21 protein-coding genes and 1 pseudogene are annotated in these 16,878 nt (G+C 70.1%); 14 read left to right on the top strand and 8 right to left on the bottom strand.

Going from position 1 to position 16,878, the window contains the following annotated elements; genetic code table 11:
- The first annotated feature begins 6 nt into the window (after nucleotides 1-6).
- Nucleotides 7-261 (top strand): hypothetical protein, encoded by a 255-nt coding sequence (locus FH608_RS44305; protein WP_139637051.1) that lies wholly within the window; start codon nucleotides 7-9, stop codon nucleotides 259-261.
- Here the strand turns inward: FH608_RS44305 and FH608_RS44300 are convergent.
- Nucleotides 256-858 carry a PadR family transcriptional regulator gene (locus FH608_RS44300; protein ID WP_139637050.1) on the bottom strand — a complete coding sequence of 201 codons (603 nt, stop codon included), beginning with the start codon at nucleotides 856-858 and terminating at the stop codon, nucleotides 256-258. The genes FH608_RS44305 and FH608_RS44300 overlap by 6 nt on opposite strands.
- An 83-nt stretch (nucleotides 859-941) precedes the next feature.
- On the opposite strand from FH608_RS44300, the gene FH608_RS44295 reads away from it, so the two are divergent.
- The 3 genes from FH608_RS44295 (at nucleotide 942) to FH608_RS44285 (ending at nucleotide 3,421) form a co-directional block, all read left to right on the top strand.
- A complete protein-coding gene (locus tag FH608_RS44295; RefSeq protein ID WP_193318968.1) occupies nucleotides 942-1,538 on the top strand; it encodes an NAD(P)-dependent oxidoreductase in 597 nt (198 codons plus the stop codon).
- 275 nt (nucleotides 1,539-1,813) lie between these two features.
- Nucleotides 1,814-2,515, top strand: a complete 702-nt coding sequence (locus FH608_RS44290; RefSeq protein WP_139637048.1) for a TetR/AcrR family transcriptional regulator — start codon at nucleotides 1,814-1,816, stop codon at nucleotides 2,513-2,515.
- Nucleotides 2,516-2,764: 249 nt separating this feature from the next.
- A complete protein-coding gene (locus FH608_RS44285; protein ID WP_317135617.1) occupies nucleotides 2,765-3,421 on the top strand; it encodes an SDR family NAD(P)-dependent oxidoreductase in 657 nt (218 codons plus the stop codon).
- 33 nt (nucleotides 3,422-3,454) lie between these two features.
- Here FH608_RS44285 and FH608_RS44280 read toward each other — a convergent pair whose 3' ends face one another.
- The 4 genes from FH608_RS44280 to FH608_RS44265 form a co-directional block, all read right to left on the bottom strand.
- Nucleotides 3,455-3,916, bottom strand: coding sequence for a GbsR/MarR family transcriptional regulator (locus FH608_RS44280; protein WP_139637047.1), 462 nt, complete (start codon nucleotides 3,914-3,916; stop codon nucleotides 3,455-3,457).
- The gene (locus FH608_RS44275) at nucleotides 3,913-4,716 is read right to left on the bottom strand and encodes an alpha/beta fold hydrolase (protein WP_139637111.1); all 804 of its coding nucleotides are present in this window, start codon (nucleotides 4,714-4,716) and stop codon (nucleotides 3,913-3,915) included. The genes FH608_RS44280 and FH608_RS44275 overlap by 4 nt, the downstream gene beginning before the upstream one ends.
- Before the next feature lie 251 nt (nucleotides 4,717-4,967).
- Nucleotides 4,968-5,657, bottom strand: coding sequence for a response regulator (locus tag FH608_RS44270; RefSeq protein WP_139637046.1), 690 nt, complete (start codon nucleotides 5,655-5,657; stop codon nucleotides 4,968-4,970).
- Nucleotides 5,654-6,853 (bottom strand): sensor histidine kinase, encoded by a 1,200-nt coding sequence (locus FH608_RS44265; protein WP_139637045.1) that lies wholly within the window; start codon nucleotides 6,851-6,853, stop codon nucleotides 5,654-5,656. The genes FH608_RS44270 and FH608_RS44265 overlap by 4 nt, the downstream gene beginning before the upstream one ends.
- 185 nt (nucleotides 6,854-7,038) lie before the next feature.
- Between FH608_RS44265 and FH608_RS44260 the strand changes: the two genes are divergently transcribed.
- The 5 genes from FH608_RS44260 (at nucleotide 7,039) to FH608_RS44240 (ending at nucleotide 10,783) form a co-directional block, all read left to right on the top strand.
- Nucleotides 7,039-7,842, top strand: a complete 804-nt coding sequence (locus tag FH608_RS44260; RefSeq protein ID WP_226900454.1) for a hypothetical protein — start codon at nucleotides 7,039-7,041, stop codon at nucleotides 7,840-7,842.
- Nucleotides 7,843-8,312: 470 nt separating this feature from the next.
- The gene (locus tag FH608_RS44255; RefSeq protein WP_394367739.1) at nucleotides 8,313-9,128 is read left to right on the top strand and encodes an RNA polymerase sigma-70 factor; all 816 of its coding nucleotides are present in this window, start codon (nucleotides 8,313-8,315) and stop codon (nucleotides 9,126-9,128) included.
- A 79-nt stretch (nucleotides 9,129-9,207) separates the two neighbouring features.
- Nucleotides 9,208-9,627 (top strand): Rossmann-fold NAD(P)-binding domain-containing protein, encoded by a 420-nt coding sequence (locus tag FH608_RS44250; protein WP_139637043.1) that lies wholly within the window; start codon nucleotides 9,208-9,210, stop codon nucleotides 9,625-9,627.
- Between the two features lie 245 nt (nucleotides 9,628-9,872).
- On the top strand, nucleotides 9,873-10,388 hold the full coding sequence (locus tag FH608_RS44245; protein WP_226900453.1) for an SRPBCC domain-containing protein: 516 nt from the start codon (nucleotides 9,873-9,875) through the stop codon (nucleotides 10,386-10,388).
- The gene (locus FH608_RS44240) at nucleotides 10,385-10,783 is read left to right on the top strand and encodes a VOC family protein (RefSeq protein WP_139637042.1); all 399 of its coding nucleotides are present in this window, start codon (nucleotides 10,385-10,387) and stop codon (nucleotides 10,781-10,783) included. The genes FH608_RS44245 and FH608_RS44240 overlap by 4 nt, the downstream gene beginning before the upstream one ends.
- A gap of 258 nt (nucleotides 10,784-11,041) precedes the next feature.
- Here the strand turns inward: FH608_RS44240 and FH608_RS44235 are convergent, their stop codons facing one another.
- Nucleotides 11,042-12,022 carry an aminotransferase-like domain-containing protein gene (locus tag FH608_RS44235; protein WP_193318967.1) on the bottom strand — a complete coding sequence of 327 codons (981 nt, stop codon included), beginning with the start codon at nucleotides 12,020-12,022 and terminating at the stop codon, nucleotides 11,042-11,044.
- Between the two features lie 179 nt (nucleotides 12,023-12,201).
- Nucleotides 12,202-12,525, bottom strand: a pseudogene (locus tag FH608_RS54590) (GntR family transcriptional regulator); the annotation flags it as partial.
- A 28-nt stretch (nucleotides 12,526-12,553) separates the two neighbouring features.
- Here FH608_RS54590 and FH608_RS44225 point away from each other — a divergent pair.
- From FH608_RS44225 to FH608_RS52080, 3 genes are all read left to right on the top strand, one after another.
- A complete protein-coding gene (locus FH608_RS44225; RefSeq protein ID WP_139637040.1) occupies nucleotides 12,554-13,627 on the top strand; it encodes a questin oxidase family protein in 1,074 nt (357 codons plus the stop codon).
- Nucleotides 13,624-13,752, top strand: coding sequence for a hypothetical protein (locus tag FH608_RS54040; protein WP_264372953.1), 129 nt, complete (start codon nucleotides 13,624-13,626; stop codon nucleotides 13,750-13,752). The genes FH608_RS44225 and FH608_RS54040 overlap by 4 nt, the downstream gene beginning before the upstream one ends.
- 214 nt (nucleotides 13,753-13,966) lie before the next feature.
- Nucleotides 13,967-14,443, top strand: a complete 477-nt coding sequence (locus FH608_RS52080; RefSeq protein WP_193318966.1) for a hypothetical protein — start codon at nucleotides 13,967-13,969, stop codon at nucleotides 14,441-14,443.
- A gap of 299 nt (nucleotides 14,444-14,742) precedes the next feature.
- Here FH608_RS52080 and FH608_RS44215 read toward each other — a convergent pair whose 3' ends face one another.
- Nucleotides 14,743-15,111, bottom strand: coding sequence for a hypothetical protein (locus tag FH608_RS44215; RefSeq protein ID WP_139637039.1), 369 nt, complete (start codon nucleotides 15,109-15,111; stop codon nucleotides 14,743-14,745).
- A 69-nt stretch (nucleotides 15,112-15,180) separates the two neighbouring features.
- Here FH608_RS44215 and FH608_RS54585 point away from each other — a divergent pair, with 69 nt between their 5' ends.
- Nucleotides 15,181-15,474 carry an NUDIX domain-containing protein gene (locus FH608_RS54585; protein ID WP_139637038.1) on the top strand — a complete coding sequence of 98 codons (294 nt, stop codon included), beginning with the start codon at nucleotides 15,181-15,183 and terminating at the stop codon, nucleotides 15,472-15,474.
- Between the two features lie 232 nt (nucleotides 15,475-15,706).
- Nucleotides 15,707-16,867 carry an endo-1,4-beta-xylanase gene (locus FH608_RS44205; RefSeq protein ID WP_139637037.1) on the top strand — a complete coding sequence of 387 codons (1,161 nt, stop codon included), beginning with the start codon at nucleotides 15,707-15,709 and terminating at the stop codon, nucleotides 16,865-16,867.
- Nucleotides 16,868-16,878: the final 11 nt, after the last annotated feature.

The following is a 16,878-nucleotide window of genomic DNA, read 5'->3' as shown; positions in this document are numbered from 1 at the left end:
GGCGATATGGACAGCGATGGAAAGATGGCGTCGACTCATCTGCGCAGCGACCGCCTGCACCATCGTGACAACGACCGCCTGTTGAACCTCATCGGCGGGTCCGCGTCCCTGATCGCCGGGCCGGACGGTTCGACCTGGCCGACCGGGCGGCCCAGTCGCGGCCGTGCCGCGGTGCCGAAGGTGACAGCCGGCCCGGACCGCACGATGACGGCGCACCACTCCCGCGCGAAAGCCGCCCGCGCCCGCCTGCATTTTTCATGACGTGCCGAGCACTTGTGCCAGCAGGCCCTCGTTGACGGTGCCCGACCAGGTGAGCTCGCCCGACTCCAGGCGGGCGACGAGCCGCCCGATCCAGGCCAGCTCGGCCTCGCTCAGCGTGCGCTCGTAGTCGAGCTCGACCGTCAGGACGTCCGGCAGGCCGGAGTCCTGCAGGGCTTTCATGTGCGCGTTCAGCCCGACCAGTGCGCCCTCGATGGAGGCCGCCCTGGTGCGCAGCGCCTGCAACGCGTCGGACACGGGCAGGGCGCCCATGAGCGAGACGGCGGCGGTGAACGTCCGGCGTTCGGCGTCGGGGGTCTCCAGGAGCCTGCGGAGCCGGGTCGCCAGCTCCTGGCGGCCCTCGTCGGTGATCTCGTAGATCGTGCGTTCCGGGCGGCGGCCCTCTCTGCTGGTCTCCACGGGCACGATCAGTTCCTCGCCCGCCAGCTTCTCGACCGCGTGGTAGAGGCTTCTGGGCAGCCCCGTCACGTAGTCCTTGTGCGTGTCGACGATGAACCGGTGCAGCTCGTACGGGTGAGCCGGACGCACCGACAGCATGGCCAGCACGGTCAGGCCGACCAGGTCGGGACGTCGCGCCATGGTTCCTCCTTGTTCATGCAACTTGCACTATAGTCCAGGCGTGCAGCTATAGTGCATTTAGCCATATAGAAAGGTGCCATAGAGTGAAGATCTTGGTCATCGGCTCGACCGGCCGTACCGGCAAGCACGTCCTGACCCAGGGCGCCGAACGCGGGCACGAGATCACCGCCTACGCCCGCCGCCCGGAGCTGCTCACCGACCGCGGCCGGCTCGCCGGGGTGCACCAGGGCGACGCGCGCGACCTGGACGCCGTGCGCTCAGCCATCCAGGGGCAGGACGCCGTCATCTCCGCGGTCGGCGGCAGCGAGATCGCCGGCACCCTCATCACCGCCATGCGCGACACCGGCGTGCGGCGGATGGTGATGACGAGCAGCCGCTCGGTGGTCGCCACCCGCCCCCGTCTCGCGGTCACGCTGGCGTGGCTGTTCCTGCGCGCGGCGTACGTGGACCTGGCGCGGGCGGAGGGAATGCTGCAGGTCAGCGGGCTCGACTGGACCATCGCGCGGGCCACCATGCTGAACGACAAACCGCCCGCCGGGCGCGTGCACACCGACTTCGAGGCCAACGCCACGGGCGGCGCCACGCAGCTCTCACGCGCCGACTACGCGATGGCCCTCCTCGACACCGTCGAGGACCCAGCGCTGATCGGCAAGGCCCTGGGCATCTGCGGCCCCAAGTAGAACCCCACCCGCTCGACGGCGCCACCACACGCCCGCGAGCGCGCCGAACCTGCACTGCGGCGCCGCTCTGGACGTCTACCTGCGGAAGCCGGGTGGCGGCGCGACCTCGGCCTGTCGCGCCAGGACGCCGAACGTGCCATGCGCGACGCATTGATCTTCAACGATCCCCGAGAGGAAACCCAGAGCAGCTGTCCGCACCTGGGCCGGCGGCGGAGTTGTGCCGCCCGTCCAGCCGGTCGCCCGCACGCTGCGCGAACCCGGCCATTCGCGTCCGGTTGCCGGCCGACAAGTCGCCGCACGAGGAGGTCTACGCCGCCGGGATCTCCGTGACTCTGCTGGTGACCACGCCCGCAGTGCGTTTGCCGGACCGATCCCGACGGCCGCGCACGATCAGCGAGGAGCGCATCATGGCCGCGCTGGCCTCGGTGGTCGGACGGGTGGGACCGAGCCGGTTGACCCTGGCCGACGTCGCTCAGGAAGCCGGTGTGTCGACCGGCGTGCTCGTCGGCCGGTACGGCAGCAAGCGGGATCTGCTGCTCGGATTCGTCCGGTGGGGTCTGTCGGAGGAGGCGTTCATCCGGCCGATGCGGGCTGCCTTCGACGCCGCCCCCGACCCGGTGGAGGGGCTGATCCGTGCGGTGGCGCACAGCGTCGGCCGTGATGTGGAGCCGGAGGAGTTCGCCAACCACCTGGCGTTCCTGCATCTGGAGCTCGCCGACGACGAGTTCCGCGCGCTCCTCGGCGAGCACGACGCGGCGGTCCGCGCCGAACTGGCCCATTACCTGCGCTCGGCGGTGGCGAGCGGACGCCTGGCGGCGGACGCCGACGTCGACGCGCTCGCCGCCACCGTGAACTCCATCCGCAACGGCACCCAGATCACCTGGGCGATGACCAGGACGCGACCGCTGGCCGAGGCGCTCCGTCATGACCTGAGCACCCTGCTCGATCCCTACCGGCGCGACAAGGAGGACCCATGACCGACAGTCCACTGGCAGGGCAGGTCGCCCTGGTGAGCGGAGCCACGCGTGGCGGGGGCCGGGGAACGGCCTCCAGCTCGGCGCGGCCGGCGCGACCGTGTACGTCACCGGCCGCAGCATGAGGGCGGCCAGATCGCCGATGAACCGTCCCGAGACCATCGAGGAGACCGCCGACCTGGTCACCGCGGCCGGCGGCAAGGGCATCGCCGTACCCACCGACCACCTGACACGGCCCAGGTTGAAGACCTGGTGGCGCGAATCGCCCGGGAACAGGACGGCAGGCTCGACATCCTCGTGAACAACGTCTGGGGCGGCGACCCGCTGACCGTCTGGGACAAACCCCTCTGGGATCAGCCGCTGCAGGACGGCCTGCTGCTCCAGCGCCAAGCCGTGCACATCCACATCATCACCAGCTGGCACGCGCTGCCGCTGCTCGTGGCCCGCCGCCGCGGCCTGGTCGTGGAGGTCACCGACGGCACCGCCGACCAGGGCTACCGGGGCGCCTTCTTCTACGACCTCGCCAAGTCCAGCGTGATCCGGATGGCGCAGGCCCAAGCAGGCGATTTGCGGCCGTACGGCGTCACGGCCATCGCGCTCACTCCCGGCTTCCTGCGCTCGGAGGCGATGCTCGACCACTTCGGCGTCACCGAGGGCACCTGGCGGGACGGCATCGCCCAGGACCCCTACTTCGCGATGTCGGAGACACCCGTCTACCTGGGCCGAGCCGTCACTGCGCTCGCCACGGACCCCCAGGTGAGCCGCTGGAGCGGGCAGTCGCTGTCCACCTGGCGACTGGCCAAGGAGTACGGCTTCACCGACGCCGACGGCTCCCGGCCTGACTGGGGCGGCTACTTCGCCGCCACCCAGCGCGACAGCTCCGGCACCGTACCGGAGGACTATCGATGAGGCTCAGATCGGGCGTCGGTGGCGACGGGGCCGTCAGCTCTCCTTGCCGCGTTCCTGCTGCCGCCGGTACGTGCTGAGCATCTGGCTCCCGACGTCGACGTAGCTGGCGAACAGGCCGATCACGTCCTCGAGCCGCCGGCGTGCGGGATCGGTGCTGACGAGGTCCTCTCCTTCTCGCAGGGCGGCGATCAGGGTCTTGGCGCGCGCGTGGCTGGCTTCCAGCAAGGACGCGATCCCGCCGGCGGCCTCCACCAGGAGCCTGCGGCTTCCGGGCTGGGGAATGGTCCTGGCCAGCCCCCAGGAGTCCAGCTGGCGCACCGCGGTGCTCACCGATCCCTTGCTCAGCGCGAGTTCGGCGGCGATCATGTCGAGAGACAGTGGCACCTCGCTCACCAGGAGCAGGCCGTAGACGCGGCCGGTGGCGTGCGGCAGGTTCCAGGAGGCCAGCAGGTCGCCCACCGAGACGATGAACGAGCCGCGCCTGTCGGCGTTCATCGCTGCTCCTGGCGGCTCAGCGTGTGCAGGAACGTCTCGATCGCCACGTTGACGGCTTGCGGGTTGTCCTGGGGGCAGATGTGGCCGGCGTCAGGAATGACGACCTCTTCGACCCCCTCGGCTCGGGCCCATCGGGGCATGGCCGAGGCGATGTTGCCGGTGCGGTCGTGCCGGCCGCGGATCAGGCACAGCGGAACGGGCGTCCGATAGCCGGGATCGGGGACGACCAGCTCCACCGCGGCCTTCCATACCTGGACGAAGTCCTTCTTGGACATCTGGGAGAAGGCGCGCCGCGCATCTACCCGGGCGGCCGGCGTGACCGCGGAGGCGTCGGCCATCAGCTTCGGGAGGTGCTTGGCCGGGAGCGCCAGCAGCATCGGCGCCGCCGTCTTGAGCAGCATGCGCTCGCTCCAGGACAGCGGCCCGGTGTTCCATGCCGAGTCGATGACGATCAGAGCTCGGGCCAGGCGGCGGTTCCGTTGGACGAGGGCCTGGCCGAGGTTGCCGCCCAGGGACTGTCCCACCAGCACGGGCCGGTCCAGCGCCAGGTGTTCGATGAGGGCGTGCAGGTCGGCGAGCGCCCGTTCGGCGGTGAACGGGCCGCCGGCCGGCTGGGACAGGCCGTGGCCGCGCATGTCCCAGACGATGACGCGATACCCACGGGCGCGCAGGTGTTCGGCCTGCGCGTCGAACATCACGTGATCGGCCCCGGCGCCGTGCGTGAAGACCACCGGCGTCCCCTCACCGCCGCTGTCGGCGTAGCGCAGGTCACATCCATCGAACGGCAGCACAGCGGGCATATTCAGCACGTACTAAATCTAACGAACATCAAGCCGTCACGTGCGCCGGCCGCCTGTCGAGACGGCCCGCAGCGATCAGCGGGGCAGGAGCTCGCCCAGGAGACACCATGATCGAGACCGGTCAGGACATTCGGGTGTGTCCACATGACGTTCTGGCGCTCCCGCGGATTCGTAGCCGGTCATGGATCGTGGCCGGCCGGTGCCCTCGCACTCCGGTGCGTGCTCCGCCCAGCTCACGCGGGCTTGACGGGTCAGCGGGGGTCGCGCGGGATGGTGATGAGCCCGCCTTCGTAGGCGGCGATGACGAGCTGGGCCCGGTCCCGGGCGTGTAGCTTGGCCAGGAGACGCCCGATGTGGGTTTTGACCGTGCCGACGGTGAGGTGAAGGTGCTCCGCGATCTCGGCGTTGGACAGCCCCTTGCCGATGAGGGTGAGCACGTCGCGCTCGCGCTGGGTGATGTCGTTGAGGTCTCGCACGGCCGGGGCGGGGTGCGGGGCTTGCAGGAATTCGGCGATGAGCCGGCGGGTCACGGTGGGCGAGAGCAGCGCTTCGCCGGAGGCGACGACCCGGATGGCGGCCAGGAGCTCGCTCGCCCTCGCGCTCTTGATGAGGAATCCGCTGGCGCCGGCCCTGAGCGCGGCGTACACGTACTCGTCAAGATCGAACGTGGTGAGGATCAGCACGCGAACGCCGGCGCTTTCGGGGGCGGCGCAGATGCGCCGGGTCGCCTCGATGCCGTCCATGCCGGGCATGCGCACGTCCATGAGCACGACGTCAGGGCGGTGCCGGCGGGCCAGGAGCACCGCGTCGGTGCCGGTTCCGGTCTCGCCCACGGTGGCCATCCCCGGTGTGGTGTCGATGAGGACCTTGAGGCTGTCGCGCACCAGGACCTGGTCCTCGGCCAGCAGAACCCGGATGGGCGGGGACGGATCGGCGGTCATGTCACGGTGCCGTTCGGGTCGTAGGGCAGGCGAGCCGTCACCTGAAAGCCGCCGTCGGGGCGGCGTCCCGCGCTGAACGTGCCTCCGTACATCTTGGCTCGTTCGCGCATGCCGATCAGGCCGTGCCCGCCGTGGCGCGCCCGCGGCGGCCGGCCGTGGCGGGGGCCGTCGTCGATGACCTCGATCACGGCCTCCCGTCCGTCGACCTCCACGGTGACAGAGCAGCGGGTGGGCGCGGCGTGGGTGACGACGTTGGTCAGGGCCTGCTGCACGATGCGGTAGACCGACATCGCGACCGCGGGAGGCAGCACGGCCTCCTCCCGGACGGTCAGATCCACCTCCACGCCGGCCGAGCGGGCGTGGTCGGCCAGCTCGGGCAGGTCCGCCATGCCGGGGACGGGCCGGTGAGGCTGCTGGGGATCGCCGTCGGAGCGCAGGAGGCCGAGCACCCGGTGGATCTCGGTGAGCGTGTTTCGGCTGGTCTGCTCGATGACGGCCAGGGCGGCGCGTACCTCCTGCGGGCGGGCGTCGGCGACATGGTTGGCCACCGTGGCCTTGACGGCGATCAGGCTCATGCTGTGGCCGATGACGTCGTGCAGCTCCCGGGCGATGCGCCTGCGTTCATCGTCGACGGCCGCCTCGGCGAGGTGGCGGACCAGGCGAGCGGTCGTATCCCGCTTCCAGCGGACGACCGTCCCGATGGCCCATCCGGCGGTCAGGAGGACGCTGATCGCACCGATCTCCACCGGCCAGTACGGCGGTAGCTCGCTGGGCGACGCCGCGGGCGGGAGGCCGGGGAGCACCCGGTCGTAGAAGATCAGGATCGCCGCCACCGCCGCGAACGCGCACGCCGCCAGGCCCGCCGCCGACCACCGGGTCGAGACGGTGGCGGCCACCAGATACAGCACGAGCACGGCCGGCACGAAGGACAGCCAGATCACGCCTGCCGCGACGGCACCGGCCACGGTCGCCAGCACCCCCGCGGCGCACGCGAACCCCAGCATGGTCCGCGGCCACCGCCGCCGGACGGCCACGGGGAAACCGATGATCGCCGCCACCGGCCACGCCGACCAAGCGGGCCAAGCCGACGACGGTCCCGGCGGATCGACGAGGGCATATCCGATGGTCAGCGCCACGATGACCGCCACCGCGGCATCGACGACACCGCCTCCACCGAACCGCCGGGCCGCAACCATGACGCGCAATTTATCGCCTCCCCCGATCGGCCGGCATCCGACCACGGTCAGACATCCGCATCCACCCGGAGTCGTACCACCGGCTCGTGCACGCCGGGCAAGATCCGACCCGAGCCAGACGCGCTCCCACCCGGCTGACCGTGACGATGCTGGTGCACCGTGACATCGACACGAAAGCAGGATCCATGAATGCGGACCTTCGGGGACGAATCACACGCCGACGACAGGCCGACGCCGACCGGCGCGCCGCCAACGCCGCGGCCAACCTGGACCGCCATCCCCCCTTCCCCGGACGATGGGTGAGCGCCGTCTCCCTGATCGGCGGCCCCACACTGATCATGACGGGGACCCTCCTGCGCTCGCCGTTCTACTTCTTCGTCCCTTATCAGCTCACCGCCTACACCCATCACCCCGCCCTCGTCACCGCCGCCTACACCTGCTTCGCCGCCGGCTTCGTCCTGCTGTGGCCGGCGGTCATGACGCTGGCGCAGAGGATCGCCGCCACCAGCCCGCTGTGGGGACTGTGGGGCGGCTGCCTGGTGATCGTCGGCCTGTTCACCCGGACCTTCCAGTTCGGCACCGATCACCTGGCCTTCCACCTGACCGACAGCCTCGGCCTGCAGACCATGCTGGGCGGCATCGACGACTACTACCTGGCATGGCGGGACACGATCTGGCATCCGTTCAGGGCCATGTCCGGACCTGCGTTCTTCGGCTGGGTCGTGCTGGCCGTCGGCGCCTACCGCTCCGGCGCCCTGGGACTGGGCCGCTCGGTCGCGCTCGGCCTGATGTCGGCGCTCGCGCTCGGGACGCTCAAAGGCACAGAACCGCAGTCCTTCATCGCCGTGGGCGGCCTCTGCGTCGCCTTCATCCCCCTCGGCATCTCCCTGCTCCGCAGCGGTCCCCCGCCGACCAGACGCGCCATGGTGTGGATCGTCGTGCTCATCCTCGTGCACATCTTCTTCACGGCCTACGGCCCCAGGGGATGACGACCCCGGGCCGATGGATCACTCGGTGGTGGTCGCCTCGCTGGGTGGAGTGAGGGGGATCGCCGGCTGCGGCATCAGCGCTCAGCATCGTCCGTTCACCTGATCACCGGGAAAGGCGATGCACATCTCCATCCGTGCCGGCGGCGCCCCCAGGCAGTGGTGCACGCCATGGCCGAAGGCGACGTCTCGCCCCCGTTCGCGCGGCGTCCTGACAACCACAAGACGCCGGCCCCCTCGTAACAGCGCAGGCATGTGACGTGGGCCACCGACCGCGGGTGTTACGAAACGGCCGGCAGCGGCGTCTTGTGCGTGTGGTAGAGCTTGAGGCGGACAGGCGGGGGCAAGGCATGAGCGAACGCGACGAACGAACGACGAGCACCCCGCGACGCCCCGACCGCGCCGACCAGGTGGAGCCCGCCACCGAGGCGTTCGTCACCCATCGCAACCTGCTGTTCACCGTCGCCTACGAGATGCTCGGCTCGGCCGCCGACGCCGAGGACGTCCTGCAGGAGACCTGGCTGCGATGGGCGGGCGTCGACCTCGCCGGCGTGCGGGAGGAGCGCGCCTACCTGGTACGGATCGTCACCCGGCAGGCACTCGACCGGCTGCGCACGCTCGGCCGGCGCAAGGAGTCCTACGTCGGGCCGTGGCTGCCCGAGCCGCTGCTCACCGCGCCGGACGTGGCCGAGGACGTCGAGCTGGCCGACAGCGTCTCGATGGCCATGCTGCTGGTGCTGGAGACGCTCCAGCCGATCGAGCGAGCGGTGTTCGTACTGCGCGAGGTCTTCGACCTGGACTACGACGAGATCGCCGAGGCCGTCGGCAAGAGCCCGAACGCGGTACGCCAGATCGCCTACCGGGCACGGGCACACGTCGCCGCGCGCCGGCCACGCGGCACCGGCTCCCCGGCCGAACACCGGGCCGCCCTCCAGGCCTTCCAGCGAGCGGTCGAAACCGGCGAACTACAGAGCCTGCTCGACATCCTCGCGCCCGACGTCGTCGCCCTGAGCGACGGCGGCGGTGTCAAGCACGCCCTGCTCCGGCCCGTCGTGGGAGCCGGCAACGTGGCTCGCCTGCTGGCCGTCGGCTGGTGGAAGCGCGACGCGGAAAGGTCGGCCGAGCTGGTGCAGATCAACGGCGGCCCCGGGCTGCTCATCCGGCTCAACGGCGAGATCGACGGCGTGGTGGCGGTGCACGTGGAGAACGGCTACGTCACCGGCGCCTACCACGTGCGCAATCCCGAGAAGCTGTCGCGCGTCGAACGGCCCACCGCCGTGAGCCGCTGAGAACCGGCCGGAGGACCCGTCTCCCCCGGACCATCCTCGCCGACCAGCGCCGCGCCGGCCGCTACGGGGACGAGGCACGGTGGCGCTCGCAGGGAAGACCATCCGCTGGGTCGGAGCGCTCGACCAGCCCCACACGCTCAGCTACCTGCCCGACATCGCCAGGGCCCTGGTGACGCTCGGCGGCGACACGCGGGCTGACGGCCAGGCCTGGCACCTGCCGGCGGCACCGGCCGTGACCGGCCGCGAGTTCCTCGACCTGGTGATCGCCGAGCTGGGGCGGCCCGGCAGGACCGCGGCGCTCGGCCGCCCGACGCAACGCCTGATCGGCCTGTTCAACCCGACCGTGCGCGCCCTCGGCGAGACGTGGTACCAGCGCGACCGGCCCTTCGTCAGCGACACCTCGAAGTTCAGCACCACGTTCGGGCCGTTCACCACGACCCCGCACACCACCGCCATCGCCGCCACCCTCGACTGGTACCGCACCCGCACGACCTCGTGACCGGTGCCGGCGACCGCCGGCCGCGCCACCCTCCGGGTCGCCGTGGCGGATGGCACGTGTCCAGACGAAGCCCGGCCGCTACCGGGCCTCCTGGCAGTCCCCACCTTCTCAGGAGGTGTCTTCGAAGACCATGCACCAGGTTTGACTTATATAAGTAAGTGCTGAAATAGTTGGGTTCGGCCATCCAGCGCGCATTCCCTTGGCAGGCGCGAACGCCGCATCACCGACGAGAAAAGGCACACCTGATGGACTCCGTTGACGAGATCGACCGGGCGCATCGCGAGCTGGTCGACGGCGAGCGCAAGGTCCTCACGCTGCGACGGCGCTACGACGCCGAGGTCGAGGACGTGTGGGGCGCCTGCACCGACGCCGAGCGCCTGAGCCGCTGGTTCCTGCCCGTCACCGGCGAGCTGAAGCTCGGCGGCTCCTATCAGCTGGAGGGCAACGCCGGCGGCGAGACCCTGTTCGAGCTGGTGCACGCCGCCGAAGTGCCGCCCGACTTTCTGGTCCGGCTTCGGCCCGGGCGCCGCAGGCGTGGGATGGGATCTCGCGTTGCTGGGCCTGGGCCCGCATCTGTCGACGGGCGAAGGGCGGATCGGCGAAGACGCCTTCCGCCTGACCGAGGAGGGCAGGCGCTTCCTCACGGCCGGCGCCCAGGCGTGGGCCGGACCTACGAGGCCGCAGGCGGCTCGGCAGACCAGGTCGCCGCCACCGTGGCGGCCACCACCACCTTCTATGCCACCCAAGAGGAGCAGTCATGACCCAGAAGACCACGACCTTCCTGATGTTCCAGAACGGCGACGCCGAGGAGGCCATGACGTCCTACATCTCGCTCTTCGACGACGCCAAGGTGGTGCACGTCGAGCGCTTCGCAGCTGGAGAGCCCGGCCCTGAGGGCAAGATCAAGCATGCCACGTTCACGCTGGCCGGTCAGGAGTACATGTGCATCGACAGCGAACCGGTGCACGCTTTCACCTTCACGCCGTCGATCTCGATCTACGTCGCATGCGACACCGAGGAGGAGATCGACCGCCTGTACGCGGCGCTGGGCGAGGGCCGTCAGGCGCTGATGCCGCTGGGCTCCTATGGCTTCAGCACGAAGTTCGGCTGGGTCAACGACCGTTTCGGGGTCTCCTGGCAGCTCAACCTCACCTGATCTCACGAGATCCGTCGGTCATGAGGCCTGTGGCGACCCCTCGCGAGCATGACCCCATGACACCGCGTCGGCTGGCCCGGTAGTTTCGTCGCGATCGTCAGGGTGAGGCACCGCATCCACAGGCGGGCGCCTCGCCCTGATCTGGATGCGCGCCGCCGTGCGGACCGCCGGTGACGATCTGGTCGTAAGGTCTCCACGCCGCCGGGCCTCACACCACCAAGATCTTCACGTTGCGCTGGTCCGGATTCAATCACCTGTTCAGGCAGGAATTACCGCCGCCAGCGCGGCGACCGCCGCATCGATGTCGCGTTCGTTGATGCGGCCGTAGCCGAGCACCAAGCCGCCTCGGGCGTTGCCCACGACGCTGAACCGGCTCAGCGGGACCGCTCGAACGCTTTCACCAAGAGCGCGCGCCGCGACGGCGGTGTCGTCGACGCCCGCCGGCAGCCGGACCAGGACGTGCATCCCCGCGGCGATCCCCTCGACCTGGAAACCGGGCAGATGCTTGGCGAGGGCGGCGATCAGGTGCTCGCGCCGCCGCTGATACACCTTGCGGACCCGCCGCACGTGCCGGTCGTAATCACCTCGTTCGATCATCATGGCCAGGGCCCGCTGGTCGATCGCGGGGGGACAGACGTCAAGCAGGAGACGGATGCGCTCGGCCTGGGGCATGTAGCGAGCGGGAACGACCGCCCACCCCAGGCGCAGCGCTGGAGCCAGGGTCTTGGACGTGGTCCCCAGGTAGGCGACGTGCTCGGGCCCCAGGCCCTGCAGTGCGCGCACCGGCTGGCGGTCATATCGGAATTCGGCGTCGTAGTCGTCTTCCAGCACCAGGCCGCCGGTCCGCCTGGCCCAGTTGAGCAGCGCGCGCCGGCGCTCCCCCGACAGCACGACACCCGTGGGGAACTGGTGCGCCGGAGTGATGAGCACGGCGTCGACGTCCGGATCGTTGATGACGACGCCGGCGGCGTCGACCGGCATCGGCCGTGCGACCAGGCCATGAACCCTGATCCGCTCGATCTGGCTCGGCAGGCAGGGGTCCTCCACCCCGACGCACGACGCCCCTTCGGCCGCCAGCGCTCGCATGAGCAGGTCGACGCCCTGTGCCGTCCCGTGCACGACGAAGATCTGCTCGGGGTCGGCGACGAGGCCGCGGGTGCGACCGAGATGGCCGGCCAGCACCTCGCGAAGCTCTTGAGTTCCGCGAGGGTCGCCGTAATCGTAGGCGCCGAGCGGCACCGCGAAGTCTTCGCTGCGGCCGCCAGGCAGGCCGCCCACTGGCGAGCGGGGAATTGCGAGACGTCAGGAGTCGTCGGGGTGAAGTCGAACCGTACGCGACCGGGTTCCTCGCGCTGCGGCGCCCGCCGCGGGACCGGGTGCGGGGCATCGGCGACGAGCGGAGCGGCCTTGGTCCGGGTCACGAGATGGCCCTGTGCGGCCAGTTGTTCGTAGGCCTCGGTGATCACGCCACGCGAAACGCCGAACTGGGCGGCGAGCGCCCGCGAGGACGGAAGCCGCACCCCCGGGCGCAACGATCCGGCTCGGATGGCTTCGCGGATGGTGCGCTCCGCCGCCTCCGCGAGCCTCTCACCCGGCAGACGCTGCAAGGACAACCATCTGGCCTCCTCAAATTCCACAGATCTGGACCTTAACAACAGGCCAGCCAGGACTCCACACTGTGACGTGACCGCAGCATCCTGCGCGTGCGCGGACCCCCGAGCGCGGGCGCCGGGCACGGTCATGAGTTCCGCGATGTGACGAAGGACAGCCATGATGAACGCGAGCGCCCCTCTCGACGAGGCCTATCTGCGGCTGCACCGCACGGGCCCCGAGTTCGGCGGCGACCGGGACGGCAACCACGGACTGGCCAACCACGGACCGATGGCCGCGGAGGTCCTGGTGCGTCGCGGACATGGTGCGCAGGTGTCGCCCTGGCTGGACACGTACCTCGCCCGGTTGATCGAACTGCCCTCGTCCCGGGAACCGATCAACGAGCAGAATCTGCGCGATGCCCTGGGTGGAGGGCGCGCCAGAGTCGGTGACTGGGCGGAGTACTTCACCCGGCAGATGGCCGAGCACCCCTGGCTGCACGTTCTCACGACCTGGTGGCCCGTGCTCCTGCCCGGGATCACGGCCGGCGCCACGCACGGAGCGATCCGGGTGGGCCATGCGGTCCGCAGCCTGACCGGCGGCGTCGGGGAACTCGCACGAGCCGAGCTGGCGCACGCCCTCGCCTTCTGGGCGGCTCGCTGCCGCCCCATCCCCGGCGCCACCCCGCCGTCGGGGAACCTGAGCCCGGAGCAGGCACTCGCCGGCATCCCGCACCTCGCCGACCAGTCAGGGGTCATCGCCCGCCGGCTCGCCCGGCTGGCCGACGTACCCGGCTGGCCCGCCGCCCAGGCCGCCCTGCGCGCTCCAGCGAACGCCGACGACGTACCGAAGCTCCTGGACGAACTGGTGCGGGCGGCCACGGTGCGCTATCTCCACCATGCGCACGGCAGTCCCATCCTGCTCGTGCATACGGCCACGGCACCCAACGCCATCAAGCACACCCTGCCCGCCCTGCCGCCCGAGATGTGGGCGCCGAGCCTGGCCGCGGTATGGTCCGCCGTCGCCGCGATCGTGTCCGCCTACGAGCCCGGCCACACCGTTCCGCAGGCCGAGCTGCCCGACGTTCCCCGCGCGGACGATCCGATCGCCGAACTGCTCGAACGCGCCGTCGCCAACGGCGACGAACACGTCATCAAGTTCACCGACACCGCCGTGGACGTGTATCAGGCCAGTGGCGACCCGGATGCGTTGAGGGCCGCCGTCCGAGCCCGGCACCTCATCGTCCCCGAGTGAACGCGGGCGCCGCGCAGTGCGCCGCCGTCCTCTACCTCACCGGCCCGCCGGCCGACTTCGTCACCGGTAGGGTCACCGCTCAATTCTCCTTCGCCTCGCGCCGAGCCTGCCGCCTGGAGGGGTGATGCGAATGGAGCAGAAATTCCGCAGATCACCGTGCCGTATTCGCTCGTTACGCGCCGTCCGCAGCAATACGGCCGGTCCGATTATCCAGGGGAAAATAATTGGATCATGGCGGTGGCATGTCGTTACGCTTGCGGGCGTCGTACAACACCTCCCGCCGATTCCGCCACGTCCGCGAAACGGCGAGGAAACCGTACAGAGAGCTTGGAGGCGCTTATGGCGATGCCGAAGAAGGGCACGCGACTCATCACCGTCGACGGCACCGCCTACCGCTGGAGGGTCAGCCACAGACCGGGCCATACCGGCGGCGACGACCTGCACCCTCTCACCTTCGCCGTCGAGCGGGCCGAGGAGCCGGCGGGTGTGCTCGTGGTGTCACTCCCCTGCGCCCGGGCGGACAACCGGCACGGGCGACGGACGATCGTGGTCCGTCCCCTCCTCGTCGCCGGATGCGTCCGGCGCGCCGTCGAACACGGATGGAACCCGGCGCGCGAGGGTCCGGCCTTCACCTTCGCCATCAGCGAGGAGGACCTGACCGAGGTCCTGGGCGAACCGCCTCGCTACCTGATCCCGTTCCTCTGGGGCATGATCCCTGAGGGCGGCGGCGTGGAGGATCTGCCCCGAGCCGTTCAGATCAGGGGCCGGGACGGCGAGCCGATCGGCCGGATCGCCCATCGGGCTCCCGGCCGGTGAACTCGGCTACGAGGACCGCTCTAATTGGACCACGTGTAACCATCGGTAGTTACCTGGCCGCCGCCGGGCACTGCGCCATCGGCGGAAGCCGGGCTCGCCAGGGCGATACCGGCGGCGATTATCGCCGCAGCGACGAGCACTTTTCTTGCCCAGTTCTTCGGAGCCACGGGCACCTCCGGCCACGCGATCCACGGCGATCCTGATGCCGCCGAGGCACGACGAAAGCGATCGTACATAAACGAGTGCTTCTCAACAAGAACGGCTTGCAAGAACCGCGCCCGCCCGGTCGGCCCTGCTATTCAGCAGCAGGTGAAACCATTCGTCGCGGCGTGGCAGAAATCCCGGAAACGGGTCAGCCATTCGACCGTCGCCGAGTAGTTGCGGGCGAGATCGTCCCGGTGGAACTCGAAGGTGTCGGGTTCCGTGGTGACCGAGCCGTCCAGCAGGACCCGGCCCCCGGCGGGAGCGGTCGACAGGTAGCTGTCGAGGAAGGCGGCGATCCGCCGGGCGTCCTCGCCGCCCAGCTCCACCAGGATGTTGTACCCGAGCAGCTCCGCCGTCTCGGCGTCCAGCACACCGGCGCTCTCCAGCAACTCCAGGGCCGGCCGCCAGTTCCAGGCGTTGACGCTCAGCGTGCGGCCGTCAGGGGTCTCCAGCGTCCAGGACACCGGCTCAGCCTAGCCAAACGGCCGTTTGCGGCGCGACAAGGGCGTGCCCGGACTGGAGATCATGAAGCGTTGTCTGTACTCGCCGCCAGCGCGATAGCACGTAGAGACGGTGAGGTCCTCCTGGTCCGGCAGCGGAACGCGGGCGATCTGGGTTCGGAGTGGGACTTACCCGGTGGGATGGTGGAGGACGGGGAACTCGCCGACGAGGCGGTGCTCCGCGAGATCCAGGAGGAGACAGGGCTGAGGGCGGACAAGCCGTCCCGGCTGCTCCGCTGTCTGGCCCGTCCTGGATCCGAGGTGAGTTTCTGGACGTGGCCGAACGGCCTGGATCGGGAGCCTTGCGTGATCCCACCTGCCAGCTGAGCGGCGTTCGAGCTCTCTCGGGCGCGGTTGACGCGCGAACGCACGGTTCCGAGGCGTGCGTCCAGCGCCTGTGAGGTGATCGCTGCCCGTCCCCAGCAACCCACCCGTCCCCCGGAGCCGGGGGCCGGCTCGCGCTTGGGCCTTCCCACGAGTGATCGACGGGTGTATCTGTTGAGGGAAATCGATTTGCATCGCGCGCGGTTCTTCGGACGACTCGGTGAAGGAGTAGGCGATGGCAGGTCAGGGAGGTCTCCGTCGGAGGTCGTTCCTCGTCGGTAGCGGACTGGGAGCCGCGGCGCTGCTGGGTGGTGCGTCGCCGTTCATGACCATGGGTGCGGCGTGGGCGGCACCGGCGGGCGAGCTGTATCAGGCGGCGCTGGCCAAGGGCATCCGGTACGGCTCCTCGGCCGCGACGTGGCAGGTGCAGCCGGACCCTGCCTACGCGGCGCTGTACGCGCGCGAGAGCGGGATGCTGCTCACCGAGGACGACCTGCTGTGGTACCGGCTCAAGCCGACGCCGGACGCGCCTCTGGACTCCACCTACGGCGACCAGATCGTGTCCTTCGCCACCGGCAACGCCCAGCCGGTGCTCGCGGCGCATCTGGTCTGGGACGAGGGGCTGGGTGAGGGGTGGGATCCGGACGCCCTCTACAACCTCGGCTCGCAGGAGGCGCGCGACCTCCTCTTCGGGACGATCGAGCAGGAGGTCGCGCACTATGCAGGACAGGTGACGGCCTGGGTGGTGGCCAATGAGGTGACCGACGGGCGCCGCAAGGACGCCAACGGGTTCTGGACGGTCGAGCCCTGGTATCAGACGATCGGCCCGACCTACGTCGAGGAGGCGTTCACCCTCGCCCACCAGCAGGACCCGAACGCCCTGCTGCTCATCAACGACTTCGGATTCGAGACCGGGTCGGACGCGGCGGCCCGCCGGAGGTCGATGCTCCAGGCCATCGATTACCTGCAGAGCAGGAACGTCCCGGTGCACGCGCTGGGCGTGCAGGCACACCTGAACGCGAACGGCTTCGCCCGCAAGTTCGACACGGCGGCCTACCGGACGTTCCTGTCGGACGTCGCGGCGCGGGGCCTGGCCATCTTCATCACCGAGATGGACGTCCAGGACGACGGCCTGCAGGCCGACATCCCCAGCCGCGATGCCGCCGTGGCGGACGTGTACGCGCTCTATCTCTCCGTGGCCCTCCAGGAGCCCGCGGTGAAGGTCGTGCTCAACTTCGGGCTGAGCGACCGCTACACCTGGTTGCAGGAGGACTTCCCGCGCCAGGACGGAGCCGCGCGGCGGCCGCTGCCGTTCGACGAGAACCTCCAGCCGAAGCCGGCGTACACCGCGATCCTGCAGGCCTTCCAGAACGCTCCGGCCCGCCCGCCGCTCTGATCCCACCCTGC

It is taken from the genome of Nonomuraea phyllanthi (assembly GCF_006334985.2).
GTDB lineage: Bacteria > Actinomycetota > Actinomycetes > Streptosporangiales > Streptosporangiaceae > Nonomuraea > Nonomuraea phyllanthi.
The sequence above is the reverse complement of the archived record's forward strand: the minus strand, read 5'-3'. Positions and strand labels throughout refer to the sequence as shown.

Bases quoted from the DNA above. Each gene is read 5' to 3' on its own strand.
- FH608_RS44305 (WP_139637051.1), top strand. From the start codon at position 7: ATGGACAGCGATGGAAAGATGGCGTCGACTCATCTGCGCAGCGACCGC.
- FH608_RS44300 (WP_139637050.1), bottom strand. From the start codon at position 858: ATGGCGCGACGTCCCGACCTGGTCGGCCTGACCGTGCTGGCCATGCTG.
- FH608_RS44280 (WP_139637047.1), bottom strand. From the start codon at position 3,916: ATGAACGCCGACAGGCGCGGCTCGTTCATCGTCTCGGTGGGCGACCTG.
- FH608_RS44275 (WP_139637111.1), bottom strand. From the start codon at position 4,716: ATGCCCGCTGTGCTGCCGTTCGATGGATGTGACCTGCGCTACGCCGAC.
- FH608_RS44270 (WP_139637046.1), bottom strand. From the start codon at position 5,657: ATGACCGCCGATCCGTCCCCGCCCATCCGGGTTCTGCTGGCCGAGGAC.
- FH608_RS44265 (WP_139637045.1), bottom strand. From the start codon at position 6,853: ATGGTTGCGGCCCGGCGGTTCGGTGGAGGCGGTGTCGTCGATGCCGCG.
- FH608_RS44260 (WP_226900454.1), top strand. From the start codon at position 7,039: ATGAATGCGGACCTTCGGGGACGAATCACACGCCGACGACAGGCCGAC.
- FH608_RS44255 (WP_394367739.1), top strand. From the start codon at position 8,313: ATGCTCGGCTCGGCCGCCGACGCCGAGGACGTCCTGCAGGAGACCTGG.
- FH608_RS44245 (WP_226900453.1), top strand. From the start codon at position 9,873: ATGGACTCCGTTGACGAGATCGACCGGGCGCATCGCGAGCTGGTCGAC.
- FH608_RS44240 (WP_139637042.1), top strand. From the start codon at position 10,385: ATGACCCAGAAGACCACGACCTTCCTGATGTTCCAGAACGGCGACGCC.
- FH608_RS44225 (WP_139637040.1), top strand. From the start codon at position 12,554: ATGATGAACGCGAGCGCCCCTCTCGACGAGGCCTATCTGCGGCTGCAC.
- FH608_RS52080 (WP_193318966.1), top strand. From the start codon at position 13,967: ATGGCGATGCCGAAGAAGGGCACGCGACTCATCACCGTCGACGGCACC.
- FH608_RS44205 (WP_139637037.1), top strand. From the start codon at position 15,707: ATGGCAGGTCAGGGAGGTCTCCGTCGGAGGTCGTTCCTCGTCGGTAGC.